Origin of the sequence: Burkholderia theae, assembly GCF_048565265.1 — a bacterium.
Lineage (GTDB): Bacteria > Pseudomonadota > Gammaproteobacteria > Burkholderiales > Burkholderiaceae > Burkholderia > Burkholderia theae.
Genome location: NZ_CP183462.1, coordinates 1,870,104 through 1,896,934, shown reverse-complemented (window position 1 = coordinate 1,896,934; position 26,831 = coordinate 1,870,104). Strand labels below are relative to the sequence as shown.

Sequence of the window (26,831 nt, the reverse complement as noted above, 5' to 3'; positions counted from 1 at the left end):
AATTCATTCTTCACGAGGTCGATTCATGTCTCCCGTCTCGGCATTCAAGCTGGTTTTGTTGTCATTCCTGGCGATCGTCGCGCTCGAATACCTCGCCAAGCGGCTGCGGCTGCCGCCCGCGGCCGCGCTGCTGATCGGCGGTATCGGCATCGCGTTCGTCCCCGGCCTGCCGCCGGTCAACCTCGATCCCGAACTGGTGCTGCTCGTGTTCCTGCCGCCGCTGCTGATGGACGGCGCGTACTTCACCGTGTGGGAGGAGTTCAAGCGCAACGTCGGCGGTATCCTGCTGCTCGCGATCGGTGCGGTCGTGTTCACGACGTTCGCAGTGGGCTTCGCCGTGCACTGGGTGGCGCCGGCGCTGCCGTGGGCCGCGTGTTTCGCGCTCGGCGCGATCGTGTCGCCGCCCGACGCGGTTGCCGCGAAGGCCGTGCTCGAACGCGTCGCGCTGCCGCGCCGGCTGATGGTGCTGCTCGAAGGGGAGAGCCTGCTGAACGACGCAGCCGGCCTCGTGCTGTTCCGCTTTGCCGTCGCGGCCGCGCTGACCGGCGCGTTCAGCCTCGAGCATGCGGTCGTACGCTTCGCGGAGCTCGGGCTCGGCGGCGTGGTGGTCGGCTTCCTGGTCGGCAAGCTTGTCGTATGGTTCCTGAAGCTGCTCGACGACGACTATCTCGTGATCACCGTCGCGGTGATCGCCGGCTGGATCGCGTACATCGCGGGCGAAATGGTCGAGGTGTCGGGCGTGATCGCGACCGTCACGGCCGGCATGATCATCGGCTGGCATCAGCACGAGGTGTTCTCGGCGGCCGTGCGCACGCGCGGCACCGCGTTCTGGCAGGTCATCGTGTTCCTGCTCGAGGCGATGGTGTTCGTGCTGATCGGGTTGTCGCTGCGCGGCGCGATGCACCGGCTCGGCGGTTTCGAGCAGGTACTCGGCACGATGGTGCCGCCGGTGCTCGCGGTGCTGGCGGCGGTGATCGTGTCGCGCTTCGTATGGATTTACGTGGTCGAGGCGCTGAAGTGGCCGGTGCGCGGGATCGCGCGGCGCGGCGACACGGCCGACTGGAAGGCCGCGACGATCATGAGCTGGGCCGGGATGCGCGGCGTCGTCACGCTGGCGATCGCGCTGTCGCTGCCCGAGGCGATGCCCGGCCGCGACGTGATCCTGGTCGCGTCGTTCGCGGTGATCCTCGTCACGGTGCTGCTGCAGGGCACGACGATCGGGCCGCTGATCCGGCTGCTGCGCCTGCCGCAGCGCGAAGAGCGCGCCGCGCATCACCTGACCGAGCCGCAGACGTGGGCGTACGTCGAGGCCGCGCAGCTTGCGGCGATCCAGCCGCTCGTGCGCGACGAGAACGGGGTCGTGATCCATCCACGCCTGCTCGAGCAATACACGTACCGCGCGGAACTGACCGAGCGGGCGAAGAACGAGCCCACGTACCCGCCGGAAGTGCGCACCGCGCACTACGACGTCGTGCTGGCCGCGATCAAGGCCGGGCGCGCGGAGCTGTTGCGTCTGCATCGTTCGGGCCATATCCACGACGAGATGCTGCACACGGTCGAACGCGACCTCGACCTGCAGGAAGTGTCCGCGCAGCACGGGCGCGGGTAAGCGGCCACCTGCCACCATCGCACGGGCCGGCTCCCTGCCGGCCCGCCGTACGCACGGGTCGATCCTCGCCCGGCGCTTTTTTTCTTCGTCCCGCCCACCGATCCGGCCCATTTTCATCCGGCCCCCAATGCGGCGGGCAGCCAGCCTTGCAGCGCATGCAAGCCTTATGGCGCCGAACTCGCAAACGTTATCGTCTTTCGAATCCGGAAATGATCCGATTTATCTGATTCCGGCTCTTTCTGAATATTTGGCAAATCTAAACCGAAGGAGATAGATGCTGTGTTCTATTTTCATTTAGAATCAGCCGGTTATCTTTATTGAGAGAAAGAATGCGGAGGTAATGCGGCCGTCGACGGGGAAAAAAACGACGTCCGGTGCCCTGCAAGGCAGTGCCGACAGGCCAAATCGGCGAAATCAGGTGGGGTTTTCAGCCGCCAAAATGAGATAGTGTCCAAGTCGGATAAACAACTCCTATGAAAGAATCGATTGGAGTTTCGGCGTTTGAAACTGTATTTATGAAAGAATCAAGCGGTGATAATGCCTCGGATTGTCTTGAATCGGGGTTATCAGTCCTTCTCGTCGACGATCAACCGTTCGTCGGCGAGGTGATCCGTCGCGCGCTGCGCAGCGAACACGACATCGACCTGCACGTGTGCACCGACGCGCACCGGGCGATGGCGGTCGCGCGCGACGTGAAGCCGACGGTCATCCTGCAGGATCTCGTGATGCCGGAGATCGACGGCCTCGATCTCGTCCGCGCATGGCGCGCGGACGCCGGCACCGCACGCGTGCCGATCATCGTGCTGTCCGCGAAGGAGGAGCCGATCGTCAAGCGCGAGGCGTTCATCGCCGGCGCGAACGACTATCTGGTGAAGCTCCCCGACGCGATGGAGCTGACCGCGCGGATCCGCTATCACTCGAATTCGTACCTGATGTCGCGGCAGCGTGACGAGGCGCTCGATTTCCTGTCGCACGACATGCGTTCGCCGCAGACGTCGATCCTCGCGCTGCTCGACGTCTACCGGACCGAACACGGCGACATGCCGGCGATCATGGAGCGTATCGCCGGCCATGCGCGGCGCGCGCTCGCGCTCGCCGACGGTTTCATCCACCTGACCCGCGCGCAGTCCGAGCGGCGCGCGCACGAGGTCGTCAGCCTCAACGAGATCGTGGTCGATGCCGTCGACCAGCTTTGGGAGAAGGCGGCCGGGCTCGGCAGCCGGGTCGTCGCGCACGTGCCCGACACCGAGTGCGTGACGATGGGCGACCGCATGATGCTCACGCGCGCGGTCGCGAACCTGATCGACAACGGGCTGAAGTACGGCCCGGCCGGCACAGACGTGCACTGCACGCTGAGCGGCGAGGACGGCGCCTGGCAGATCGGCGTCGAGGATACCGGCGCCGGCATCGCACCGGAGCAGCGCACGGCCGCGACCGAGTCGTTCGTGCAGCTCGAATCCGCGCATGGCGCGGCGCGCGGCGGCTTCGGTCTCGGGCTCGCGTTCGTCCGCGCGACGGCGGCGCGGCATCGCGGCCAGATCCTGATGCGCAATACGGCGCGCGGCTTCATGGTCGCGCTTCGGCTGCCGGTGCAAGCGGAGCGGTGATTTCGCGGCGCGGCCTGCCGGCGCCGCGTCTTCCGCATCCGACCCCGATGCGCTCGTGGCGCGCCGTCCGGCGCGCAGGCGGGCGCGGATTTTTTCAACGCTGATTTTAGAAAGCCCATAACGAACATGGCCACCGTGACGCCCCGCGCGACCAATGAAAGCCTGCATCCGACGATCGGCGCTGCCCGGCTGACGCTCGGCAATCGCATCCTGCTCAGCTTCGGCGTGCTGTTCGTGCTGATGCTGGTGACAGCCGGCGTGTCGTACGAGCGACTGCGCGCGATCAACAGCGAAGCCGTCAGCATCGAGCGCGACTCGCTGCCCGGCGTGTACCTCGCGTCGTCGCTGCGCGGTTCGGTCAACGAATCGTTCACGCTGCTGCAGCAGGCGATCTTCGTCGAAACCGACCCCGACAACGTGCACCGCGATCTCGCGAAGATCGCCGATGCGGTGAAGGAGATCGACGCGCTGTCGGTCGACTATCAGGCGACGACGTTCCGCGACGACGACCGGCAGCGCTTCGCAACCTTCCGCGGCGCGTATGACCGCTACCTGCCGCTCCTGAACGATGCGGTGCAGCAGAGCCGCACGTCGCACAGCGACGCGGTCGCCGCCTATGCGAAGGCGCTGCCGGCGTGGACCGAGGTCGTGCGCAACGCGAACATCCTGGTACAGGAAAACCGCAAGTTCGCCGAGCAGTCGGCGAAGCTGATTCGCGAATCCGTGCAGGACACCGAGGTCGTGCTCGCGACGGCGCTGGCGATCATGCTGCTGTCCGCGCTGGGGCTCGGCTACGGGCTGTTCCGTTCGGTCACGGTGCCGATGGCGCGGCTCGTCGAGGTGCATGACGTGATGCGCACCGGCAACCTGACGCGCCGCCTCGACCTGCGCCGCCGCGACGAATTCGGCACGCTCGAGACGGGCTTCAACCGGATGGCCGACGAGCTGACCGAACTCGTCTCTCGCGCGCAGCAGTCGTCGCTGCAGGTGACGACGTCGGTCGCCGAGATCGCCGCGACGTCGCGCGAACAGCAGGCGACCGCGAACGAAACCGCGGCGACGACGACCGAGATCGGCGCGACCTCGCGCGAGATCTTCGCGACGTCGCGCGACCTGCTGCGCACGATGAACGAGGTGGCCGGCGTGGCCGAACAGTCGGCGACGCTCGCGGGCGTGAGCCAGAGCGGGCTCACGCGGATGGGCGAGACGATGCGCAGCGTGATGGACGCGGCCGGTTCGGTGAACGCGAAGCTCGCGATCCTCAACGAGAAGGCGCTGAACATCAACCAGGTGGTCGCGACGATCACCAAGGTGGCCGACCAGACCAACCTGCTGTCGCTGAACGCGGCGATCGAGGCCGAGAAGGCCGGCGAGTACGGCCGCGGTTTCGCGGTGGTCGCGACGGAGATCCGCCGCCTCGCCGACCAGACGGCCGTGGCGACCTACGACATCGAGCAGACGGTGAAGGAAATCCAGTCGGCCGTGTCGGCCGGCGTGATGGGGATGGACAAGTTCTCCGAGGAAGTGCGCCGCGGGATGCTCGACGTGCAGCAGGTCGGCGGCCAGCTGTCGCAGATCATCGCCGAGGTGCAGACGCTCGCGCCGCGCTTCCAGATGGTCAACGAAGGGATGCAGACGCAGGCGAACGGCGCCGAGCAAATCACGCAGGCGCTGTCGCAGCTGTCGGAGGCCGCGCAGCAGACGGCCGAGTCGCTGCGCCAGTCGTCGCAGGCGATCGACGACCTGACGCTGGTCGCGAACCAGTTGCGTACCAGCGTGTCGCGTTTCAAGGTCGACGCGTGACGCGCGCCGATCCGCAGAACGGCGCACACGCGCTGTTCCTGATGTTCGAGCTCGACGGCGGGCGCTATGCGCTCGACGCGGCCGGCATCGAGGAGGTGCTGCCGCTCGCGACCACGAAGGCCGTGCCCGGCGCCCCCGAATGGATCGCCGGGCTGCTGATGCGCGGCGGCCAGCCGGTGCCGGTGATCGACGTGCCGATGCTGGCGCTCGGGCGGCGTGCGCAAGCGCTGCGCTCGACACGGCTCGTGATGGTGCGCTACGGCGCGGGCCAGGGCGATGGCGAGCGCGTGATCGGCCTGATCGTCGAGCGCGCGACGCAGACGATGCGGATCGACCGCGCGGCGTTTCGCGCAAGCGGCATCTCGACCGCGCGTACGCGTTGGCTCGGGCTCGTCGCGAACACGCCCGACGGCGTCGTGCAGCAGGTGTCGGTGACCGACCTGATCGACGACGTCGCGCGCCTGTATCTGTTCGACGGCCTGCCGGGCCACGGGGGGGAGTCCGCATGAAAGAGTCCGAATCGCGATTTCGCGGCTGGCTGCTGCGCGAGACCGGCATCGACCCCGATTCGCTCGGCAACGAATTCCTGACGCGTGCGCTGACGGAACGCGTGCATGCGCTGCAGGCGGACGGCGAGCGCCTGCTGTCGGCCGCGCGGCCGCCGGTGACGCAGGAAGCGCTCGACGCGTACTGGCAGCAGCTCAACGCGTCGGCCGACGAGCGGCGCGCGCTGATCGAGCTGTTCGTCGTGCCCGAGACGTGGTTCTTCCGCGACCGCGAGGCATTCGCGACGCTCGCGCGGCTCGCGGCGGAACGGTTCGCCGCGATGCCCGGCCGCGTGATTCGCGTGCTGAGCGCGCCGTGCTCGACGGGCGAGGAGCCGTATTCGGCGGCAATGGCGCTGCTCGACGCGGGGCTCGAACCGGCCAGCTTCGCGATCGACGCGATCGACCTCAGCGCGCGCGCGATCGAGCAGGCGCGGCTCGGCTGTTACGGGCGCAACGCGTTTCGCGGTACCGCGACGGAGTTTCGCGCGCGGTATTTCACACCGGCCAACGACGGCTGGCTGCTCGACGAGCGCGTGCGCGCGTGCGTGCAGTTCCGTCACGCGAACCTCGTCGATCCGGGTGCGGATACGGGCATTCGCTACGATTTCGTGTTCTGCCGCAACGTGCTGATCTACTTCGATCGCGATGCGCAGGATCGCGTGATCCGCTCGCTCGACGGGCTTCTCGTCGATGATGGCATGCTGTTCGTCGGGCCGGCCGAAACGGGCGTCGCGATGCGGCACGGGATGCGCTCGGCGCGCGTGCCGCTGGCATTCGCGTTTCATCGCGAGCCGGCCGGCGCGGTGGCCGATGCGTACGCGGCCCGGCCGGCCGCGCCGCTGCACACGGCGGCGCCGTACCGGCGCGCGGAGCGCTTCACGGTTGCCCCGGTCGCGGCGCCGCGACCGGTGGTGGCGGTCGCGCCGCCGGCCTGGCTCGGCGACGGGCTGCAGCCGTTCGCGGCGACGCCGCCGGCCGTGAACACGGCCGCATTCGACGCGCGGGCCGGGCGATCGGTGGTGACGGCGGAAGCCGCCGCGCCCGTCGCCGAAGGTATCGCGCCGACGCTCGAGGATGCGCAGGCGCTCGCGAACGCGGGTGCGTTCGACGAGGCCGAACGCGTGCTCGCGCAGTTCTCGGCGCGCGTCGGGCCGCATGCCGATGCGTTCTACCTGAACGGGCTGATCGCGGATGCGCGCGGGCGCGCCGCGGAAGCCGGCGACTTCTACCGGAAGGCGCTGTACCTGCGGCCCACGCACCACGAGGCGCTCACCCATCTCGCGACGCTGCTCGACGTCGGCGGCGACCGCGCGGGCGCGCAATGGCTGCTCGAGCGCGCACGGCGCTCGGCGGGCTGATACGAATACGGGATCGGGATCGACACCGCGATGACCAGAGGACTCCATGAACCGCGACGCCGCTGCCACTGACGACACGACGATCGACGTCGACGATTGCTGGAACCGGATCGGCACGCGCGGCGACCGCTCGTGCGAGCGGCTGAACGACTGCCAGCGCTGCCTGAATTGCCCGGTCTACGCGTATCACGCGGCGAGGCTGCTCGAGCGTCCGCTCGGCGAGGCCGAGATGGCCGACGCCACGCGCCGGATCAGCGCGGACGGCACGACCCGCGTGCGCGCCGACGACGATACGCACCATGCGGCGCTGGCGTTTCGCGTGGCCGACGAATGGCTCGCGCTGCCGATCGGCGTGCTGCGCGAGATCGCCGGCACGCGCCCGATTCATTCGCTGCCGCATCGCCGCAATTCGGCCGTGCGCGGCGTGGTCAACATCCGCGGCACGCTGCGCATCGCGATCTCGATCGGCGCGCTGCTCGGCCTCGGTGCGGGCAAGGGCGGCAACGGCAGCGGCGACGGCCGGTTCACGCGGCTGCTGGTCGCCGCGCACCAGGGCGAGCCGGTCGTGTTTCCGGTCGACGAAGTCGAGGGCGTGCTGCGCTTCGGCGCCTCCGACTGGGTGCCCGTGCCGGCGACGGTCGGGCGCGCGAGCGCCGGCCTGTCGCGCGGCGTGCTGTCGTGGCGCGGCAAGTCGGTGGGCCTGCTCGACGACGACCGTTTGTTCGACGCCGTGACACGGAGCATGCGATGAGCGGCGATGACGATCTGAGCCACCTGTCGCTGCTCGAGCTGTATCGAGAGGAAACGCGCACGCAGACCCAGGCGCTGTCCGAGCGGCTGCTCGCGCTCGAATCGGGCGAGCCCGATTCCGTCGCGCTCGAGGCGTGCATGCGCGCCGCACATTCGCTGAAGGGCGCCGCGCGCATCGTCGGCGTGCCGCTCGGCGTCGACATAGCGGGGCGGATGGAGGAGTGCTTCGTCGCCGCGCAGGCCGGCACGATCGCACTGACGGCCACGCACGTCGACGTGCTGCTTGCCGGCGTCGACCTGCTGGTGCGCGTCGGCGATCCGCAGGGTCAGCCGGTGACGTCGACCGAGATCGACGTGTTCGCGGCGGCGTTGACGGGCGCCGACGGCGCCCAGACGATGCACGCATCGGCCGTCGTCCCGCCGCCGGTGCCGCCATCGGTCGTGCCGTACCGCGACCACGACGGCGCCGCGAACGAGCCCGTTGGCGCAAGCGCCGCGGTGCCGCCGCTCGCGGTGTCGGGCACGGTGCCCGATCCGGCCCAGGCTGGTCGTATCGCCGGCGCCGGCGCGATGCGCCGCGTGCGCGCCGATACGCTGAACCGGCTGCTGAGCCTGTCCGGCGAATCGCTGGTCGAATCGCGCTGGCTCAAGCCGTTCGCCGAATCGATGCTGCGCGTGAAGCGCGCGCAGCGCGACGCCGCCCGTTCGCTCGATCTGATGTACGAACAGTTCGCCGACGATCTCGACTCGGGCATGCTCGCGTCGATGAACGAGGTGCGGCACATGCTCAACGACCTGCAGCGTTCGCTCGCCGAGCGCATGGACGAATTCGACCGCTTCGAGCGGCGCAGCACGCATATCGCCGAGCAGTTGTACGACGAGGCGCTGCAATGCCGGATGCGGCCGTTCGGCGATGCGACGCGTGCGTATCCGCGCATCGTCCGCGATCTCGCGCGTTCGCTCGGCAAGCAGGTGCGCTTCTCGATCGTCGGCGAGGGCACGCAGGTCGATCGCGACATCCTCGACCTGCTCGACGCGCCGCTCGGCCATCTGCTGCGCAACGCGATCGATCACGGCGTCGATTCGCCCGACGCGCGGCGCGCGCGCGGCAAACCGACCGAGGCCAGCGTGACGCTGGAGGCGCGCCATAGCGCCGGCTCGCTGCTCGTCAGCGTGATCGACGACGGGCCGGGCGTCGACATGGACGCGCTGCGCGCGGCGGTCGTGCGCCAGCGCCTGACCGACGACGAGACGGCCGCGCGGCTGTCCGATCCCGAACTGCTCGAATTCCTGCTGCTGCCGGGCTTCTCGATGCGCGACGCGGTGACCGACGTGTCGGGTCGCGGCGTCGGCCTCGACGCGGTGCAGGAGATGGTGCGCGGCGTGCGCGGCGCGGTGCGGATCTTCAATGAGCCGGGCGCGGGCATGCGCTTCGTGCTGCAGCTGCCGCTCACGCTGTCGGTGATCCGCAGCCTGCTCGTCGAGGTCGGCGGCGAACCGTATGCGTTCCCGCTCGCGCATGTGCGCCGCACGCTCGAACTCGCGCACGACGATATCGACGTGCTCGAAGGCCAGCCGCATTTTCCGTTCGACGGCCGGCGCGCGGGCCTCGTCGCCGCGCACCAGTTGCTCGACGCGGGCGAGCCCGACGCGGCACGCACGAGCACGGCGGTCGTGGTCGTCGGCGGCGAGCCCGAGCTGTACGGCGTCGCGGTCGACCGCTTCCTGGGCGAGCGGATGCTCGTCGTGCAGCCGCTCGACAGCCGCCTGCAGAAGATCCAGAACATCGCGGCCGGCGCGCTGCTCGAGAACGGCGACCCGGTGCTGATCGTCGACGTCGAGGATTTGATCCGCTCGGTCGACAAGCTCGTGCGCGGCGGGCAGCTTGCGCGCGTCACGCGCGATCCGCAGTTCGCGCTCGCCGACCGGCGCCGCCGCGTGCTCGTCGTCGACGATTCGCTGACGGTGCGCGAACTCGAACGCAAGCTGCTGGAGAAGCGCGGCTACGACGTGACGGTCGCGGTCGACGGGATGGACGGCTGGAATGCGGTGCGCAGCGACGCGTTCGACCTCGTCGTCACCGACGTCGACATGCCGCGCATGGACGGCATCGAACTCGTCACGCTGATCAAGAGCGATCCGATGCTCAAGCGCGTGCCGGTGATGATCGTGTCGTACAAGGATCGCGACGAGGATCGCCGCCGCGGGCTCGACGCCGGCGCCGACTACTACCTCGCGAAGAGCAGCTTCCACGACGAGGCGCTGCTCGATGCCGTGCACGACCTGATCGGGGGCGCGCGCGGATGAACATCGGTATCGTCAACGACCTGCCGCTGGCCGTGGAGGCGCTGCGCCGCGTGCTCGCGCTGCGTGCGGACCACCGCGTGCTGTGGGTCGCGACCGACGGCGACGAGGCGGTGGATTTCTGCGTCGCGCATCCGCCCGACGTCGTGCTGATGGATCTCGTGATGCCGAAGGTCGACGGCGTCGCCGCGACGCGCCGGATCATGGAGCGCGCACCGTGCGCGATCCTGATCGTGACCGCGAGCGTCAGCGCGAACACGTCGTCGGTCTACGAGGCGATGGGCGCCGGCGCGCTCGACGCGGTCGACACGCCGACGCTCGCGCTCGGGCTGTCGACCGACGCGTCGCCGCAGGCGCTGCTCGCGAAGATCGACCAGATCGGCCGGCTGCTCGAAAGCCGCACCGCGGCGCTCGTGCCGCCGGGGCCGACGCCCGCGCGCGGCCAGCCGACGCTCGTCGCGATCGGCGCGTCGGCGGGGGGGCCCACCGCGCTCACCGCGTTGCTGCGTGCGCTGCCGGCCGATTTCCCGGCCGCGATCGTGATCGTCCAGCACGTCGACCAGGCGTTCGCGCTCGGCATGGCCGAGTGGCTCGATGGTTATACGCGGCTGCCGGTGCGCGTCGCACGGCAGGGCAGCGTGCCGCAGGCCGGCGAGGTCCTGCTCGCGGCGACCAACGATCACCTGTACCTGTCGCCGCGCGGCGTGCTCGGCTATACGCGGCATCCGGTCGAGACGCCGTATCGGCCGTCGATCGACGTGTTCTTCAACAGCGTCGCCGACGGCTGGCAGGGCGATGCGTTCGGCGTGCTGCTGACGGGAATGGGGCGCGATGGTGCGCTCGGCCTGAAGGCGATGCGCGCGAAGGGCTGCTACACGATCGCGCAGGACGAGGCGACCAGCGCCGTCTACGGGATGCCGAAGGCGGCCGCGGCAATCGGCGCGGCGTCGGCGATCCTGCCGCTCGATCGGATCGCGCCCCAACTGATCTCGCGCATCACGCGCCCGCTGCGCGACTGACGGCGCGCCGGGGCGCGACACCGTCCGGTTCCGGTATGCCGGCGGCCGCATTGCGTGCGATGCGTGGCGTCACGTACAATTGCGGCCTGCGGAGATGGCATGCCTCCCTGCGGTCGTTTCCGGCGCGTTGCGCGCGGTGCGGCCCTCAACCGCCGGTTTGCCCGGCTGATGATGCCTGCGTGTTCCTGGGTTGTCAGGAGGTCGCAGGCCGTCCATGCGGTATTCTGCCGCCCAGGTTTTGATGTTCTGTCGAATCTGGAAATCATGTTTTTCACGACTTCTGCCGATCTTCTCGCGACCGTGCGCTACGTGTGCCGCTGGCTCGCGCTCTCGGCCCTGCTCGGCGCGCTGGCCGGCACGGCTTCCGCGCTGTTCCTGATTGCGCTCGACTGGGCGACCGGCACGCGCGTTGCGCATCCGTGGCTGCTGTGGGGGCTGCCGGCCGCCGGTTTCGCGACCGGGTGGATCTACCATCGTTTCGGCCAGTCGGTCGCGCGCGGCAACAACCTGCTGATCGACGAGATTCACGACCCGAAGGCGCTCGTGCCGAAGCGGATGGCGCCGCTCGTGCTCGTCGCGACCGTCGTCACGCACCTGTTCGGCGGCTCGGCCGGCCGCGAGGGCACCGCCGTGCAGATGGGCGGCGCGCTCGCCGATCGCGTCACGCACGTGTTCCGCCTCGATCGCGAGCATCGCCGTGTGCTGCTGATGGGCGGCATCGCGGCCGGTTTCGCGTCGGTGTTCGGCACGCCGCTCGCGGGCGCCGTGTTCGGGCTCGAGGTGCTTGCGATCGGGCGCGTGCGGTACGACGCGCTGCTGACCTGCGTCGCGTCGGCGATCGTCGCGGACGTCGTGTGCCGCGCATGGGGCGTGCATCACACGGCCTACGCGATTCCGCTCGTGCCGGCCGTGTCGGCGACGGGGCTGGCCGTGACGGTCGTGGCGGGCATCGCGTTCGGCGTCGTCGGCCGGCTGTTCGCGTATTCGACGCATGCGCTGACCGCGTGGTTCCGCCGCGTGATCCGCTATGCGCCGCTGCAGCCGGTGCTCGGCGGCCTGCTGGTCGCCGCGGCCGCCACCGTGCTGAACGTGCCGCAGTATCTCGGTCTTGGCATCCCGACGATCGAGGCCGCGTTTCACGGCCCGCTGCCGCTCTACGATTTCGCGGGCAAGTTCGCGTTCACCGTCGTCACGCTCGCATCGGGGTTCAAGGGCGGTGAAGTGACGCCGCTGTTCTACATCGGCGCGACGCTCGGCAACGCGCTCGGTCAGGTGCTGGCGCTGCCGGTGCCCGTGCTCGCGGGGCTCGGCTTCGTCGCGGTGTTCGCGGGCGCGGCCAACACGCCGATCGCGTCGACGATCATGGCGATCGAACTGTTCGGCGCGGACATCGGCGTGTATGCGATCGTTGCGTGTGTCGTCGCGTATCTGTTTTCAGGGCACGCGGGGATTTATCGCGCGCAGCGCGTGGCGGTGGGGAAGGGGGCGCAGGCTGAGGTGGAGTGACGCGGAACCGTGGGTCGAGGTGTTTTCCGACGGCAGCCGGTACTCGGTGATCCAGCGGATCACCTAGCCAACCGGCATCCGTTGTTACTTCTTCGGCAGTCGCGCGACATTGCGGGCCAGCAGTTCCTCGATATCGACGCCTTTTTCGGCCAGCAGCGTCGTGACGATGCCGGTCAATTCGCCGAGCGTTTCCTTGACCGATTCCCGGATCGTATCGACGACAACCTGGGTGCTTCGCTCGATCTCGATATTGACCTTGTCGTTGACGCCCTTCGCATCGAAGGTCGTCGCGCGCCGCGTTTCGGGAATCAGCCAGATCTCGAACCAGCCTTCTTCGCGATTGACGTCCGACACGGTCAGGCTGCAGCCGTTGATCGCGATATAGCCCTTCGCAAACACGTATCGCTTGAATTCGGCAGGCACGCCAATGCGGATCATCCGGTTGTGCTCGGACGTCGCGATGTGCAGGATGGTCCCCGGGAAGTCGACATGGCCGGACAGCGGATGCCCGCCGATTTCCGCGCCGTCCTTCGCGGCCCGTTCCACGTTGATCCGTGAGCCTGTCGCAAGGTCGGCCAGCGTGGTGATTTTCAGGCTCGGCAACATCACGTCGAAGTCGATCAGCTCCGGCGAATGGATCGTCGTCACCGTCAGGCAGACGCCGTCGACTGAGACGCTGGCGCCGATCTCGATGTCGTCGGTAAACCGCTCGGGGAATTCGATGCTGAAAGTGCGCAGCTCCCCGTGATCCTTGATGGCCTTGATGGCGCCTACGCCCTGGACAATTCCTGTAAACATGATCGATCCCTCGTCGCAAATTTCCTGGCCGACATGATAAGTGATCCCGGAAAAAACGACTCAGCGCCGCGCGGTGGCGGGGTAGCCGACGATATCCGCAGACGAGAAAAAGGCCGTGCACGTGGCACGGCCTCGATCCGAATCCGGTCGGGTCGACACAGCCCGGCAGTGATGACCCCACCGCCGGGCCGCATCGCGACCCGCCTGCGTCACGCCTCGGCCGGTTCGCCCAGCGGCCCGGCGTCATCGTCCGCGGTGCGCCGCGGCGAATCGGCGAGCCCCTTCGCGAGCTCCAGCGCCTGCCGCTCGAACAGCCGACGGTAGATACCGCCGTCGATACGGATCAGCGCGTCGTGACTGCCTTCCTCGATCACCTTGCCGCGATCGAGCACGAGCAGCCGGTCGAGCGCGCGCACGGTCGACAGCCGGTGCGCGACCACGAGCGTCGTGCGGCCGACCATCAGCCGCTCCATCGCCTGCTGGATCAGCAGCTCGCTCTCGCTGTCGAGGCTCGACGTCGCTTCGTCGAGGATCAGGATCGGCGCATCGGCGAGGAACGCGCGCGCGATCGCGACGCGCTGGCGCTCGCCGCCCGACAGCTTGATCCCGCGTTCGCCGACGAGCGTGTCATAACCGTCCGGCAGCGCGACGATGAAGTCGTGTGCGCTGGCGAGACGCGCGGCGCGCTCGATGTCCGCGCGGCTCGCGTCGGGGCGTGCATACGCGATGTTCTCCGCGAGCGTGCGGTGGAACAGCACGGGCTCCTGCTGGACGATCGCGATCTGGCCGCGCAGCGAATCCTGCCGCACGCGGGCGATGTCCTGCCCGTCGATCGTGATGCGGCCGCCCGACACGTCGTACAGCCGCTGGATCAGCTTGATGAACGTCGTCTTGCCCGACCCCGAGTGGCCGACGAGGCCCACGCGTTCGCCGGGCGCGATCCGCATCGAGAAGTCGTTGTACAGCGGCACCGGATGGTTGCCGTAGCGGAACGTCACGTGCTCGAAGCGGATCTCGCCTTGCCCGATCCGGATCGCCGGTGCGTCGGGACGATCGTCGATGCCGAGCGGCTGGCGTTCGAGCGCGACGAGTTCTTCCATGTCGTTGACCGAACGCTGCAGGTTGCGGATGTGCATGCCGACGTCGCGCAGGTAACCCTGCAGCATGAAGAACATCGTCAACGCGAACGCGATGTCGCCGACGCTCGCCTCGTTGTTCGCCCACAGCCGCAGCGCGACGCCGATCATCGCGGCCTGCATCGCGACGAGCATCGCGCCCTGCAACCCGCCGTTGAACGTGCCGCGCACCCACGTGCGACGCGTGCGCTGGCGCCACTTGCCGATCACGCGCGCGAGCCGCGCTTCCTCGCGCGTTTCCGCGCCGAATGCCTTGACGACCGCGTTGCAGCTCACGGCGTCGGCGAGCGCGCCGCCCATGCGCGTATCCCACAGGTTGCCGAGCCGCGCGGCCGGCGCGACGATGCCGAGCGACACGGCGACCGTCACCGAGATGTACAGCAGCGAGCCCACGCCGACGACGAGCCCCATCACGGGCCAGTGCGTGCCGAGCAGCACGGTTGCGCCAACCAGCATCGTGACCGACGGCAGCAGCGCGATCAGCACCGTGTCGTTCAGCAGGTCGAGCGCCCAGATGCCGCGCGTGATCTTGCGCACGGTCGAACCCGCGAAGCTGTTCGCGTGCCAGTCGGTCGAGAAGCGCTGCACGCGGTGGAATGACGCGGCGGCGATCTCGCTCATCATCTTCAGCGTGAGCGTGATGATGTTCAGGTAAACGCCTTGCCGCAGCAGCGTTGCGCCGATGCCGAGCGCGGCGAGCGTGCCGAACGCGGTGATGGCGGAATGCCACGCGGCGGCGCGGTCGGTCAGGCCGGTCGACAGCGCGTCGACGAGGCGGCCGGCGAACAGTGGCGTGAGCACGTCGGCGAGCGCGGCGAGCAGCGCGAACGCCGCGACCGTGGCGATGCGGGCCGGCTGCTGGCGCCAGTAGCGGAAGGTGAAGCCGAAGACGGCCTGGAATGCATGGCCGCCCAGTTGGGTGGTTTTTCTGGTCATGTATCGTTGCCCGGCGCATCGCGCGACGGGACTTTCCGGTTCGGAGAACGTCGAAAACGCAACAGCCGGAGCCGCGCGGAAAACGCGGGCGGAACGAAACGGGCTGTCGGGAAAAAGCGCGGCTGACGGGTTAGCGGAAAACTCGGGAGCCGGCGCGGACGGCGGGCTGGATCAGCTACGCCGTGGGACCACGTTCGGGAAGGTTGCTGGCATTCGGAACATCTGCACCTCCCCTGAAGTGAACGGTTGAAAGGACGCCGAAAAGACGTGTAAAGATTCTATCAGTACTGTCCGGCGCGCTGCAACGTCCGACGAATGCGGCGTTGCGGCGTCGATACGGTTAGTATTCAGGGTTTCGGCCCTGCTTTCGCGGGCTGTCCGCGGCGCGGCCCCGGCATGACGAGCGGCGCGCGACGCGGCCCTCGCAGATTCACCACGAACCATTCCTGAGGAAACGATGAGCGACGTTCAGCAAGGCATCCTGGCTCCGATCGATACGGCGGCCCGATACCTCACTTTCACGATTTCGAATGACGGCAATGTGGCGGCGGCGCTCGCCGCGTTGCGCGAGATCGTCGACGGGCGCGACACGGTCGTCGGTTTCGGACAGGCGCTGGCGGCGCACCTCGGGCGCCCGGTTCCGGGCCTGACCGATTACCCGGCGTTCGCGGTGAAGGACCGCACGCTGCCGGCGACGCCGGCCGACGTATGGGTGTGGCTGCGCGCCGACGACCGCGGCGAGATCGTGCTGCGTGCGCGGGCGATCGAACGCGCGCTGGCGCCGGCGTTCGCGCTGCAGGACGCGGTCGACGGTTTCCGCTATTCGAACGATCGCGACCTGTCCGGCTACGAGGACGGCACCGAGAACCCGACCGGCGACGACGCGCTCGACGCGGCGATCGTATCGGGGCAGGGCGCGGGGCTCGACGGCGCGAGCTTCGTCGCGGTGCAGCAGTGGCTGCACGACTTCGACCAGATGGAGCGCATCCCGTCGGGCGACATGGACAACATCATCGGGCGCCGCCGTTCGGACAACGAGGAGCTCGACGACGCGCCCGAGTTCGCGCACGTGAAGCGCACCGCGCAGGAAAGCTTCGAGCCCGAGGCATTCATGCTGCGCCGTTCGTCGCCGTGGTCGGACGCGCGCCGCGCGGGCCTGTACTTCGTCGCGTTCGGCTGCTCGTTCCGCGCGTTCGACGTGCAGATGCGCCGGATGAGCGGCGCGGACGACGGCATCGTCGACGGCCTGTTCCGTTTCACGCGGCCGCTGACGGGCGCGTATTTCTGGTGTCCGCCGATGAAGGGCGGCAAGCTGGATCTGTCCGCGCTCGGGCTGTAAGCGCCTGACTGCATCGAAGGACGGGCGGGCCGCGCATCGTGCGCGGCCCGCCCGTTTTGTTTTGTGTGAGGCGATCGCGCGTCAGTTCAACGTCGTCTCGATCCGCGTACCGCGCTTGATGAACTGCGTGACCGGCGTCTTCTCGCAGATCTCCGCGAGGCGCTGGCGTTGCGCGTCGTCGAGCGGGCCGTCGAGCGTCACGACGCGGCGCACGTATTGCACGCCTTCGCGATCGGCATGCAGCTCGGTGCGCACGTCGATGCGCGCGGCCGGCCACGACTTGCGCTGCATATACATGCGCAGCGTCGCGGCCGTGCATTGCGCGAGACCGGCGAGCACGAACTCGTACGGCGCCGGCCCGCGGTCCTGGCCGCCTTCGCGTGGGCCTTCGTCGCCGGTCAGCGCGTGCGTGCCGGCCTGCAGCTGGACGACATAGTCGGGCGCGTCGGCATCGAGGACGGCAGCGGCATGGATGAGCGACATGGCAAGTCTCCGGTAAGCGGTAAGAAGGCGGCAGGCGCTGCGTGGCAGCGCAAAGCCGTCAGCATAGCGTTTCGCCCGGAACGGCGTCCGCAGCGTGCTACGCGTGGGCGGCGCCGGCGCTGCTGCGCACGAGCGCGGCGATGCGTTCACGCACCCACTGGTGCGCGCGGTCGGTATCGCGCGATTCGTGCCAGTACGCGAGGAGCGGGAACGGCTTGAGCCGCAGCGGCAGCGGCCGCACGACGATCGGCAGCAGCGCGGCCATCCGCAACGCATAGGTGTGCGGCAGCGTGACCAGCAGGTCGCCGGTCGCCGCGATCTGGCACGCGGCGAAATAGTGCTGGCAGGTGAGCCGGATATCGCGGAAGCGTCCATCGCTGCCGAGCAGCACGTCGAGCGATTGCGGTTCGCCGAACGACGACACCGCGATATGCTGCGCCGCGAAATAATCGCCCCGCCGCAGCGCGTCGCGCGCGAGCGGATGATCGCGGCGCAGCGCGACGACGAGCGAATCGTCAAGCAGGTGTTCGGTGGCAATGCGCGGGCCCGTCTGCACACGACGATCGACGACGAGATCGAGATTGCCCGATGCGAGTTCGCGCTCGATGTCGGGCACCGCGATGCGGCGGCTCACGAGCCGCAGGCCCGGCGCTTCGTCGGCGAACGCGGCGACGATCCGCGGCAGCGCGATCGATTCGAGCACGTCGCGAATGCCCACCGCGATGCTCAGGTCGAGCGTCGCGGGATCGAATGCCGACGGGTCGCGCGCGGTGCCCTGCAGGCCATTCAGGTGCAACTGCACGTCCGCGATGATCGAACGTGTGCGCTCGGTCGGCACGACGCGGTTGCCCTGGCGCACGAACAGCGGATCGTCGAAATGCGCGCGCAGCCGGTTGAGCGCGTGCGTGACGGCCGGCTGCGTGAGATGCAGCGCGCGGGCGGCCGCGCCGATGCCGCCGTGCACGTAGACGGCGTCGAGCACGCGAAACAGGTTCAGGTCGAGACGGTGATCGGCGGGCACGGGGTGCGGGCGGGGTGGTAAGCGGTGGATCGATTCTAAAGGATGCGCAGGCAACGGATACGCGGGCTTTCGTGCGCGGCGATCGATGGCGTTCGCCGCATGTCGATGCCGATCGAATCGATACGCGCTGCAACACAATGCGGCCCGTGATACATGATGGCCGCAACAATCGGCCGCATAGAGAAGCGTGATTCCATGGCGGCATACCAGCGGCCGGTGGCAGCCTGTAGTAATCCGCCATCATGCTGTCCCCGTCGGCCATTTCGCGCCAAAGGCGTGACCCGTTCGGCTAAGATGCCGTCGCTTCATATTTCGGGATAGCCGTCCTGTCGCACGCATTCAAACCAAATATAAGCCTGACAGTTCGACGGTATTAGAAGAAGTCGAAACAAGTCGGGGGCTTGGCCAGTGAATGCAGCAGATCAGAGGTGGGTCGTTATCTATTTGAGTACGGGGTTTTCGTTGGCCCAGGCCGCGCGTCTTGGCGAGGCTTTCAATCTGGCGAATCGTTTGCATGCGTTCAGTGCGGATTACCAGTTGAAGTACGTATCCGAAAGCGGGGGACTGTTGCAGTCGTCGTCCGGCGTGAGAATCGCCGCCGATCCGCTCGGCGACGAGCACAGTCGCCGTGCGCTCGCGTTCTTTCATCTTCACGGCGACCGTGCGGCCGTCAACTGGGATGACGCATTGCAGCGGCGCCTGACCGACATTCGTCATCATGCGCGCTGGATCGTCGACGCGATGGACTTGCCCGCGCTCGCGGCCACGCAGCGGCCGTCGGCGGCGATCGACATGCGGCCCGGCCGGGCCGGGCGCCGTGCCGCCACGACGATGGAACTGGAGGCCGGCGAGACCGACGTGTTCGCCGCCGCGCTCGACATGTTCCGCGACGATCTCGGCGACAGCGCCGCGCGGGAGATCGCCAGCAACATGTTGCGGCCGGTCGAGCAGCGCTATGCGCAATCGATGTGGGCGTTCCGTGAACTGAGCGCGAGCCCGTCGATCCGGATGTCGGCGCAGCGGTTGCGCGCGCAGAGCGTGAACCGCATCTCGATCGCGAACGCCGCGCAGGCCGCCGCGATGAGCGAGCGCAATTTCCTGCGGCGCTTCAAGAAGGAGATCGGCGTCACGCCGACCGAGTTCGTCCAGCACGTGCGGCTCGAGCGTGCGTGCCACATGCTGATCCACACGACGCTGCCGGCCGACAAGGTCGCGCGCCGCACGGGGTTCGGCAGCGGCGAGCGGCTCGCGAAGCTGTTTCGCCAGCGCCTGCTGATGTCGCCGACCGAATTTCGCGTCGCCGAGCGCGACAAGATCCTCGCCCACGGCACCGCGTTGCGCGATGTGGACGAGGGGCCCGCAGCCGCGTTTTGCGCGGGCGACGAGACGCGTTGTGCCGCATGCGACGATGCGCGCGAGAAAACGGGACGGATACCCGTAAAATCGTCGTGTCGCGATCTCGATCCCCTGTTTACATGCCCTTCCTCCCCACTACCGCCACTGCCCCTTTCTGCCCGTCGGAAGTAAAGGGCAGCATCACGATCGACGCCGGCGCGCCGCGCTGGCAGAAGCTCAAGCGTTTCTTCGGCCCCGGCCTGCTCGTGGCGATCGGCTACATGGATCCCGGCAACTGGGCGACCGACATCCAGGCCGGCTCGCAGTTCGGCTATTCGCTGCTGTGGGTCGTCGCGTTCTCGAGCCTCGCGGCGATCTTCCTGCAGATGCTCGCGGCGCGGCTCGGCCTCGTCGCGGGCAAGGATCTCGCGCAGGCCAGCTATGACCGCTACGGCCGGCTCGGCCGGATCGTGCAGTGGGTCACCGCCGAAGTGTCGATCATCGCGTGCGACATCGCGGAAGTCCTCGGTTGTGCGCTCGCGTTCAAGCTGCTGCTCGGCGTGCCGCTCGCGTGGGGGATCGTGCTGACCGCGCTCGACACGTTGATCGTGCTCGGGCTGCAGGGCAAGGGCTTCCGGCAGATCGAGGCGATCGTGCTCGCGCTGATCGCGACGATGGCGTTCTGCTTCGTCGCGCAGGTCGCGATCACGCCGCCCGACTGGCACGCGGTGGTCGGCGGGCTCGTGCCCGGCGATCCGGGCCACGACCGCAAGGACGCGATCGTGCTCGCGCTCGGCATCGTCGGCGCGACGATCATGCCGCACAACCTGTATCTGCATTCGTCGGTCGTGCAGACGCGGCATGTCGTCGGCGGCGCGCGCGGCGTGGTCCGCGACACGCTCGCGCTCGTACGCATCGATACCTGCGTGTCGCTGTTCGTCGCGATGCTCGTCAATGCGGCGATCCTGATCGTCGCGGGCGCGGCATTCCATGCGACGGGCCAGCACAACGTGACCGACATCGAGCAGGCCTACAAGCTGATCACGCCGATCGCCGGTGGTGCTGCCGCGCTGCTGTTCGGCGTCGCGCTGCTCGCGTCGGGGCAGAGCTCGACGCTGACCGGCACGATCGCCGGCCAGGTGATCATGGACGGCTTCCTGCATACGAAGATCCCGTGCTACCAGCGCCGGCTGATCACGCGCGGGCTCGCGCTCGTGCCGGCGCTGATCGGCGTGCTGTGGCTCGGCGACGGCTCGGTCGGGCAACTGCTCGTCTGGAGCCAGGTGCTGCTGAGCCTGCAGCTGCCGTTCGCGATGTGGCCGCTGATCCGGTCGGTCAGCGATCGCAACACGATGGGCGCGCACGCGATCGGCCGCGGGATGCGGGTCGCCGCGTGGGTGCTGTTCGCCGTCATCACCGGCACGAACCTGCTTTTGATTACCGGTGTCGCGGGCTGATACAGCCTGAAACAGGCTGACACAGACGCACGGCGCGCATACGGTAAACTGCGCCCTTTCGATAGCCGTCCGAAGTCCGTTATGTGGAGTGACATCAGCAACATCGGCGATGCCGCGCTGACCTTGCCGATCGCGCTGACGTGTGCGGCGTGGCTGGCGCTGACCGACTGGCGCCTCGCGGTCCGCTGGAGCGTGCTGCTCGCCGCGGGCATGGGCCTGGTCGGTGCAACGAAGATCCTGTATGCCGGGTGCGGCATCGAACTCCCGCAATTCGATTTCCGCGTGATCAGCGGCCATACGATGCTGTCGACGTCCGTGTGGACGGTCGCGCTGTCGATGCTGTGGCAGGCGTTCCGGCCGGGGAAGGCGCCCGGCATCGCGGCCGGGCTGGCCGTCGGCGCGATCACGGCGGTGGCGCGCGTATTCGATCACTCGCACACGATTCCGGAAGTCGTCGTCGGCTGGATGCTCGGCGCGCTGGTCGCGCTGGTGTTCCTGCGCGGCTACGACGGTGCGCGCCAGCGCGCGTTCTCGCCGCGCGTCGCGGCGGTCTGCCTGCTGCTCGTATCGGGCATCGCGTACGGGCACCGTGCGCCGTTCCAGCAAATGATCGACACGCATTCGCCGCAGCTCTGCGCGTTCGTGCGCGCGCCGTCGGGCGACGGTTTCTGACGGTTGTTCGTTTCGGCGGCGGGGACTCCCGCGCCGCTGTGTGGTCGCCGGCGATCGCCCGGCAGCTGCCCGATTTCTCTTCCCGATCGCTTCCTTTCCGTCGCGGAACGCAACGTTCGTTATCCCCCTGAATCAAACAACCGGCTGATTGGCAGGGGCGCCGTGCCGACTGGCGCGTTGCCGCGGGTGCGCGGAGGTCATGAACAGAATCTATGACTGGGCATAACGAATATTCATTTCATCGATTGGCGGCATTCGCGTACGCTGGCTGTCGTTCGACTGGGGGCCGGCTGCCCGGCTTGCCCGGCGCGCGTCACGTTCGTCTCGATATACTTGCGGAAACCGTCAGGCACCTCGTCACGCCGAGGCGCCGTCAACCGGCATCTGTCAGCCGGGATACGCACGGAAAACCCGTCGCGGCAGCGTTGCGCGACGACGATTCACGATAGGAGCAGGTTCCATGACAGTCGTTTCTTCGCGCCTCGCAGGCAAGTGCGCATACATCACGGGCGCCGCGGGCGGCCTCGGCCGCGCGATCGCGCGGCGGATGGTCGAGCAGGGCGCACGCGTGTTCGTGACCGACATCGCCGAAGCGGCGGTGCTCGACGCATTCGCACAGGAACTCAACGCGGGTCATGCGACGCCGGTCGCGTTCGCCGCGACGCAGGACGTGCGCGACGAAGCGCGCTGGAAGGCGCTGCTCGCGCAGGCGACCGATGCGATGGGCGGGCTGTCGGTGCTCGTCAACAACGCAGGGGTCGGCTCGATCGGCTCGCCCGCGCAAATCGAGCTGGACGAATGGCGGCGCGTGATGGCGATCAACGTCGAGAGCATCGTGCTCGGCTGCAAGCATGCGCTGTCCTATCTGGCCGAGAGCCATCCCGCGTCGATCATCAACATCTCGTCGGTCGCTGCGTTCAAGGTCGAGCCGGATTTCACCGCGTACAACGCGTCGAAGGCGGCGGTCGCGTCGCTGACGAAGTCGGTCGCGATCGACTGCGCACGCCGCGAGATCGACGTGCGCTGCAACTCGATTCACCCGGCGTTCATTCGCACGGGGATCGTCGAGCCGCTGTTCCAGACGCTCGGCGAACGCGACGCAACGCGCAAGCTCGCCCGCGGCATTCCGCTGCGCCGGCTCGGCGAGCCGGACGACGTCGCGCATGCGGCCGTGTATCTCGCATCGGACGAGAGCCGCTTCGTGACGGCCGCCGAACTCGTGATCGACGGCGGCATGTGCGCGGTCTGACGCGCATCCCGCACAACAACTACCGGAGGAGAACATCGTGTCGACACCCGTGAACCGCCAACTGCTGCTGAAGACGCGCCCGGAAGGGCGGGTCGGCCGCGAACACTTCTCGTTCGTCGAGACGCCGGTGCCGGCGCTCGCGGACGGCGAGGTGCTCGTGCGCGTGCAGTACCTGTCGATGGACCCGACCAACCGCGTGTGGATGAGCGACGTGCCGCAGTACCTGCCGCCCGTCGCGATCGGCGAGGTGATGCGCGCACTCGGCATCGGGCGCGTGGTCGCGTCGCGCCATGCGGGTTTCGCGGAAGGCGATCTCGTGCAGGGGCTCGTCGGCTGGCAGGACTACGCGGTCGTGCCGGCCGACCAGGCCGCGCAGCTCGTGAAGCTGCCCGCGCAGTCGGGCCTGCCGCTGCCGACGCTGCTCGGCGCGTGCGGGATGAGCGGGCTGACCGCGTACTACGGGCTGACCGACATCGCGCCGGTGCAGCCCGGCGAAACGTTGGTCGTGTCGGCGGCGGCCGGGTCGGTCGGCTCGATCGCCGGGCAGATCGGCAAGATCCACGGCGCGCGCGTGGTCGGTATCGCGGGCGGGGCGGACAAGTGCCGCTACCTGACCGAGACGCTCGGCTTCGACGCGGCCGTCGACTACAAGGCCGACGATTTCCGCCAGCAACTGAAGGCCGCGACGCCGGACGGCGTGCATGTGAATTTCGAGAACGTCGGCGGCGAGGTGATGCGCGCGGTGTTGTCGCGGATGGTGATCGGCGGGCGCGTCGCGCTGTGCGGCGTGATCTCGAACTACAACAGCGGGCGCGCTGCCGACGACGTCGGCGTGCTGATCTCGAAGCGGCTGACGATGCGCGGCTTCCTGATCCTGGATTACCGCAAGAGCCGCGAAGCCGTGCAGACGCTCGCGGGCTGGTTGCGCGACGGCCGGCTCAAGGCCGAGGAAACCGTGGCCGACGGTCTCGAAAACGCGCCCGACGTGCTGAATCGCCTGTTCGACGGCGATCATCGCGGCAAGCTTGTGCTACGCGTCGATCCGGACGCGTGATCGGCCTGCGGCGCGCGATGCTGGCCGCAGGGTGCCGTGAAGGGTTGTCGAACGCGGTGAGTTCGATCAAATGGGACTCAGTTTAGGACTTATTTCGTCCCGGCCTCTCTCCCTAAAGTGATCGCCAGCAAAAAGGCGGCGTGACAGATGCGTCACGCCGCCTTTTTTTCTGGTCACGCGGCAGAGGAGAGGGAACGTGCGGAGCAATGCGAAGCGGGCAGCATCGGCGGCGATGCGCAAGCTTCCGCGCGTGCGCGGACTACTGGCAGCCGAGTGCGTGGCACGGGGCCACGCGGGGTTGTCATTCGACCTGTTCGGCGCGCGCGTAGATATCCCAGCTCGCCATGAACAGGGCGGCGACGAGCGGCCCGATCACGAAGCCGTTGATGCCGAACAGCGCCATCCCGCCGAGCGTCGAGATCAGCACGACCCAGTCGGGCATCTTCGTGTCCTTGCCGACGAGGATCGGGCGCAGCAGGTTGTCGACGAGGCCGATCACGCCGACGCAGAACGCGACGAGGATCGCGCATTTCCAGACCTCGCCGGTCGCCAGGAAGTAGAGCGCGGCCGGTATCCACACGAGGCTCGCGCCGATCGCGGGCAGCAGCGACAGGAACGCCATCAGCGCGCCCCACAGTACGACGCCCTGGATGCCGAGGATCCAGAAGATCAGCCCGCCGAGCGCGCCCTGCACGAGCGCGACCGCGATGTTGCCTTTCACGGTCGCGCGCACGACCGTCGTGAACTTCGCGAGCAGCAGGTTCTTGTGCTCCTCGTCGAGCGGCAGCGCGCGGCGCACGCGGCGGCCGATCTCGCCGCCGTCGCGCAGCAGGAAGAACACCATGTACAGCATCACGCCGAAGCTGACGATGAACTGGAACGTGTTCTGGCCGATGCTGAATGCCTGGGCCGCCGCGAACTGGCTGATCTGCGCGGCGCCGTCGGCCAGCTTCTTCTGGATGCCGGGGATGTTGGTCAGCCCGTATTTCGCGAGCAGGCGCTGGATCGAGGTCGGCAGCGCGTGGATGATGTCCTGGAAGTACTGCGCATAGTTCGGCTGCGCGGTCTTGAGTTCCTGGTAGACGTAAGCGATTTCCTGGACGAGCGTGCCGGCGACGAACACGAGCGGCAGGATCACGATCAGGATGATCAGCGTCATCGTCACGAGCGCGGCCAGGTTGCGTCGCTTGCCGAAACGCGCGGCGAGCCAGCGCTGCACGGGCTGGAACAGGATCGCTAGAATGGTGCCCCAGAACACGGCGCCGGAGAACGGCGCGAGAATCCCGCACATGCCGACGGTGACCGCGAACAGCAGGAAATAAAAGAACTTTTGGTGGTCGTGATGTCCGCTATCCATGGGTGGCATTCGCGCAGATTGATGCTTGGTTTGATTGAATCTCGTTGCCCGGGGCGCGATCGACTCGCGAACGTCACGGGTTCGCGGCGAAACGCATCGCAGGGGCGGCCCAACCGGAGTATGCCCGCAAAGGTGCCGCCATCATAGTCGCTGCGCGTGACCCATGCGAAAACGCCGCGGCCGGGGCCGCGGCGCTGCCGGGAAGCGGGCACGGCCTGAGGCCGCACGCCGCGTCGTCAGATATCGAGCCGGGTGACCTTGGTGCCGTTCACCGACAGGTCGCCCATCAGGCCCGCGTTGGTCAGGACCAGCACCTCGACCGGCGCGGTGGCCGTGGTGGTATCGACCGCGCCGTTCGCACCGACCTTCACGACTGCAACCGATGCGTCGGCGCCGGCGGCCCAGCCGTCCGACTTGCGGAACGAGTCGAGTGCATCCTGCGTCATGAACAGGAACACGATCGCCTTCGACTGCGCGCCGGCCTGCAGGCCGACCGACAGCGACGACGTGTTGTAGTAGCCGACGGTGCTGCCGCCGACGCGCAGCGCGCCGTTGCCGGACTGGCCGCCGACGATGAAGCCGGCCTGCAGCACGTTCGGGAACACGAGCACGCCGCGCGATTTCCCGACGAGCTCACGCGAACCCGGCACCGTCGAATAAAGGCGCGACAGCGTTGCGTTCACGCTGGCGTCGATCGACTGGCGCTTCGACGCGCTGGTCGACGCGTTTTCGGGTTTGTCGGGCGTGGTCGTACAGCCGGCGAGCGCGAGGCTGCCGAGCATCACGGCGGCGGCGGCTTTCATGGCGAGAGATTTCTGCATGGCGATTCTCCTTCGTTGTCTGATTGAGGACGGACGGTGCGGGCAGCGGGGCGGCCGGCGCCGTTCAACGGCGGGCAAGGAGCAGGCCCGCAACGAACGCGAGGCCCGCGACGACACCGGCGGTTTGCCACGGGTTGTCGTGCACGGCCTGCGATACGCGTTCGGCCGAATCGCGCAGCCGGGCGGCCGCGCTGCCCGACGCGTGGTCGAGCGTGCTGCGCGCTTCATCGAGCCGGGACTGCACGCGCTTGCGCAGCGCGGCGATGTCGCCGTCGCCATCGTTTTTCAGCAGGTCTTCCAGTTCGTCGACCAGTCCGCGCAGATCGTCGGTCACGTCGGCGTGCAGGTCACGAGCGGCCGAGCGCGTCGTGCGGCCCACGCGCCGACCGGTGCGCCGGATGTCGGACAGGCCCCGGTCCAGCTTGTGTTCGATCGAGTCGGTGAGTGCCATGGTGTTTATCCTCCTTCGATTCAAGGCTAATTTGAAGATAAGACGAATCCCAGCAACTAGTGTGATTCACTTGATCCAATTGAGTTTCGAGACAAATTTTCAATTCGTCGGCAGGATCGCCGCGAAGCCCCGTCGCGCGGGGCGGTGCAGCGGTTGAAAAAATTTCGCAATCGGGCGAGTCGGCGTATCGGGCAGCGATACGAAATGAATGCCCGGTA

General features: G+C 68.1%; 22 protein-coding genes and 1 riboswitch. Of the genes, 15 read left to right on the top strand and 7 right to left on the bottom strand.

Features of this window, described 5'->3' with window-relative positions:
* The first annotated feature begins 25 nt into the window (after positions 1 to 25).
* From ACN22W_RS25995 to ACN22W_RS25955, 9 genes are all read left to right on the top strand, one after another.
* Entirely contained in the window at positions 26 to 1,609 is a 1,584-nt protein-coding gene (locus ACN22W_RS25995) for a Na+/H+ antiporter (protein ID WP_419687594.1), read from the top strand.
* A 473-nt stretch (positions 1,610 to 2,082) separates the two neighbouring features.
* Positions 2,083 to 3,216 (top strand): hybrid sensor histidine kinase/response regulator, encoded by a 1,134-nt coding sequence (locus ACN22W_RS25990; RefSeq protein WP_048250156.1) that lies wholly within the window; start codon positions 2,083 to 2,085, stop codon positions 3,214 to 3,216.
* A 126-nt stretch (positions 3,217 to 3,342) separates the two neighbouring features.
* On the top strand, positions 3,343 to 5,019 hold the full coding sequence (locus ACN22W_RS25985) for a methyl-accepting chemotaxis protein (RefSeq protein ID WP_419687593.1): 1,677 nt from the start codon (positions 3,343 to 3,345) through the stop codon (positions 5,017 to 5,019).
* On the top strand, positions 5,016 to 5,528 hold the full coding sequence (locus ACN22W_RS25980) for a chemotaxis protein CheW (protein WP_048250158.1): 513 nt from the start codon (positions 5,016 to 5,018) through the stop codon (positions 5,526 to 5,528). Before ACN22W_RS25985 ends, ACN22W_RS25980 begins: the two co-directional genes overlap by 4 nt.
* A complete protein-coding gene (locus ACN22W_RS25975; protein WP_419687592.1) occupies positions 5,525 to 6,925 on the top strand; it encodes a CheR family methyltransferase in 1,401 nt (466 codons plus the stop codon). The genes ACN22W_RS25980 and ACN22W_RS25975 overlap by 4 nt, the downstream gene beginning before the upstream one ends.
* Before the next feature lie 46 nt (positions 6,926 to 6,971).
* Positions 6,972 to 7,676, top strand: a complete 705-nt coding sequence (locus ACN22W_RS25970; RefSeq protein ID WP_419687591.1) for a chemotaxis protein CheW — start codon at positions 6,972 to 6,974, stop codon at positions 7,674 to 7,676.
* Positions 7,673 to 9,982 (top strand): hybrid sensor histidine kinase/response regulator, encoded by a 2,310-nt coding sequence (locus ACN22W_RS25965; RefSeq protein ID WP_419687590.1) that lies wholly within the window; start codon positions 7,673 to 7,675, stop codon positions 9,980 to 9,982. Before ACN22W_RS25970 ends, ACN22W_RS25965 begins: the two co-directional genes overlap by 4 nt.
* Positions 9,979 to 10,998, top strand: a complete 1,020-nt coding sequence (locus ACN22W_RS25960; RefSeq protein ID WP_048250162.1) for a chemotaxis response regulator protein-glutamate methylesterase — start codon at positions 9,979 to 9,981, stop codon at positions 10,996 to 10,998. The genes ACN22W_RS25965 and ACN22W_RS25960 overlap by 4 nt, the downstream gene beginning before the upstream one ends.
* A gap of 81 nt (positions 10,999 to 11,079) precedes the next feature.
* A riboswitch (Fluoride riboswitch) is annotated at positions 11,080 to 11,183 on the top strand.
* 79 nt (positions 11,184 to 11,262) lie between these two features.
* Positions 11,263 to 12,504 carry a voltage-gated chloride channel family protein gene (locus tag ACN22W_RS25955; protein ID WP_419687589.1) on the top strand — a complete coding sequence of 414 codons (1,242 nt, stop codon included), beginning with the start codon at positions 11,263 to 11,265 and terminating at the stop codon, positions 12,502 to 12,504.
* A gap of 84 nt (positions 12,505 to 12,588) precedes the next feature.
* Here the strand turns inward: ACN22W_RS25955 and ACN22W_RS25950 are convergent, their stop codons facing one another.
* Positions 12,589 to 13,302, bottom strand: coding sequence for a riboflavin synthase subunit alpha (locus tag ACN22W_RS25950; RefSeq protein ID WP_419687588.1), 714 nt, complete (start codon positions 13,300 to 13,302; stop codon positions 12,589 to 12,591).
* Positions 13,303 to 13,511: 209 nt separating this feature from the next.
* Positions 13,512 to 15,374 carry an ABC transporter ATP-binding protein gene (locus ACN22W_RS25945; protein WP_419687586.1) on the bottom strand — a complete coding sequence of 621 codons (1,863 nt, stop codon included), beginning with the start codon at positions 15,372 to 15,374 and terminating at the stop codon, positions 13,512 to 13,514.
* A gap of 457 nt (positions 15,375 to 15,831) precedes the next feature.
* Here ACN22W_RS25945 and ACN22W_RS25940 point away from each other — a divergent pair, with 457 nt between their 5' ends.
* Positions 15,832 to 16,713 (top strand): Dyp-type peroxidase, encoded by an 882-nt coding sequence (locus tag ACN22W_RS25940; protein ID WP_048250167.1) that lies wholly within the window; start codon positions 15,832 to 15,834, stop codon positions 16,711 to 16,713.
* A gap of 81 nt (positions 16,714 to 16,794) precedes the next feature.
* Here ACN22W_RS25940 and ACN22W_RS25935 read toward each other — a convergent pair whose 3' ends face one another.
* Positions 16,795 to 17,196 carry an OsmC family protein gene (locus tag ACN22W_RS25935; protein WP_048250168.1) on the bottom strand — a complete coding sequence of 134 codons (402 nt, stop codon included), beginning with the start codon at positions 17,194 to 17,196 and terminating at the stop codon, positions 16,795 to 16,797.
* 97 nt (positions 17,197 to 17,293) lie between these two features.
* A complete protein-coding gene (locus ACN22W_RS25930; RefSeq protein ID WP_419687583.1) occupies positions 17,294 to 18,217 on the bottom strand; it encodes a LysR family transcriptional regulator in 924 nt (307 codons plus the stop codon).
* A 462-nt stretch (positions 18,218 to 18,679) separates the two neighbouring features.
* Here ACN22W_RS25930 and ACN22W_RS25925 point away from each other — a divergent pair, with 462 nt between their 5' ends.
* The 5 genes from ACN22W_RS25925 (at position 18,680) to ACN22W_RS25905 (ending at position 23,984) form a co-directional block, all read left to right on the top strand.
* Positions 18,680 to 19,744 (top strand): helix-turn-helix domain-containing protein, encoded by a 1,065-nt coding sequence (locus tag ACN22W_RS25925; protein ID WP_419687582.1) that lies wholly within the window; start codon positions 18,680 to 18,682, stop codon positions 19,742 to 19,744.
* A complete protein-coding gene (locus ACN22W_RS25920) occupies positions 19,693 to 21,009 on the top strand; it encodes an Nramp family divalent metal transporter (protein ID WP_419687580.1) in 1,317 nt (438 codons plus the stop codon). Before ACN22W_RS25925 ends, ACN22W_RS25920 begins: the two co-directional genes overlap by 52 nt.
* An 81-nt stretch (positions 21,010 to 21,090) precedes the next feature.
* Positions 21,091 to 21,681: a phosphatase PAP2 family protein gene (locus ACN22W_RS25915; protein ID WP_048250172.1), complete on the top strand. Its 591-nt coding sequence runs from the start codon at positions 21,091 to 21,093 to the stop codon at positions 21,679 to 21,681.
* A 460-nt stretch (positions 21,682 to 22,141) separates the two neighbouring features.
* Positions 22,142 to 22,930, top strand: a complete 789-nt coding sequence (locus ACN22W_RS25910) for an SDR family oxidoreductase (RefSeq protein ID WP_193101039.1) — start codon at positions 22,142 to 22,144, stop codon at positions 22,928 to 22,930.
* 37 nt (positions 22,931 to 22,967) lie between these two features.
* A complete protein-coding gene (locus ACN22W_RS25905) occupies positions 22,968 to 23,984 on the top strand; it encodes an NADP-dependent oxidoreductase (RefSeq protein ID WP_048250174.1) in 1,017 nt (338 codons plus the stop codon).
* 301 nt (positions 23,985 to 24,285) lie between these two features.
* Here ACN22W_RS25905 and ACN22W_RS25900 read toward each other — a convergent pair whose 3' ends face one another.
* From ACN22W_RS25900 to ACN22W_RS25890, 3 genes are all read right to left on the bottom strand, one after another.
* Positions 24,286 to 25,341 (bottom strand): AI-2E family transporter, encoded by a 1,056-nt coding sequence (locus tag ACN22W_RS25900; protein ID WP_129516818.1) that lies wholly within the window; start codon positions 25,339 to 25,341, stop codon positions 24,286 to 24,288.
* Between the two features lie 236 nt (positions 25,342 to 25,577).
* Positions 25,578 to 26,162 carry a YSC84-related protein gene (locus tag ACN22W_RS25895; protein WP_048250176.1) on the bottom strand — a complete coding sequence of 195 codons (585 nt, stop codon included), beginning with the start codon at positions 26,160 to 26,162 and terminating at the stop codon, positions 25,578 to 25,580.
* 64 nt (positions 26,163 to 26,226) lie between these two features.
* Positions 26,227 to 26,613: a DUF883 family protein gene (locus ACN22W_RS25890; protein ID WP_129516820.1), complete on the bottom strand. Its 387-nt coding sequence runs from the start codon at positions 26,611 to 26,613 to the stop codon at positions 26,227 to 26,229.
* Positions 26,614 to 26,831 lie beyond the last annotated feature (218 nt).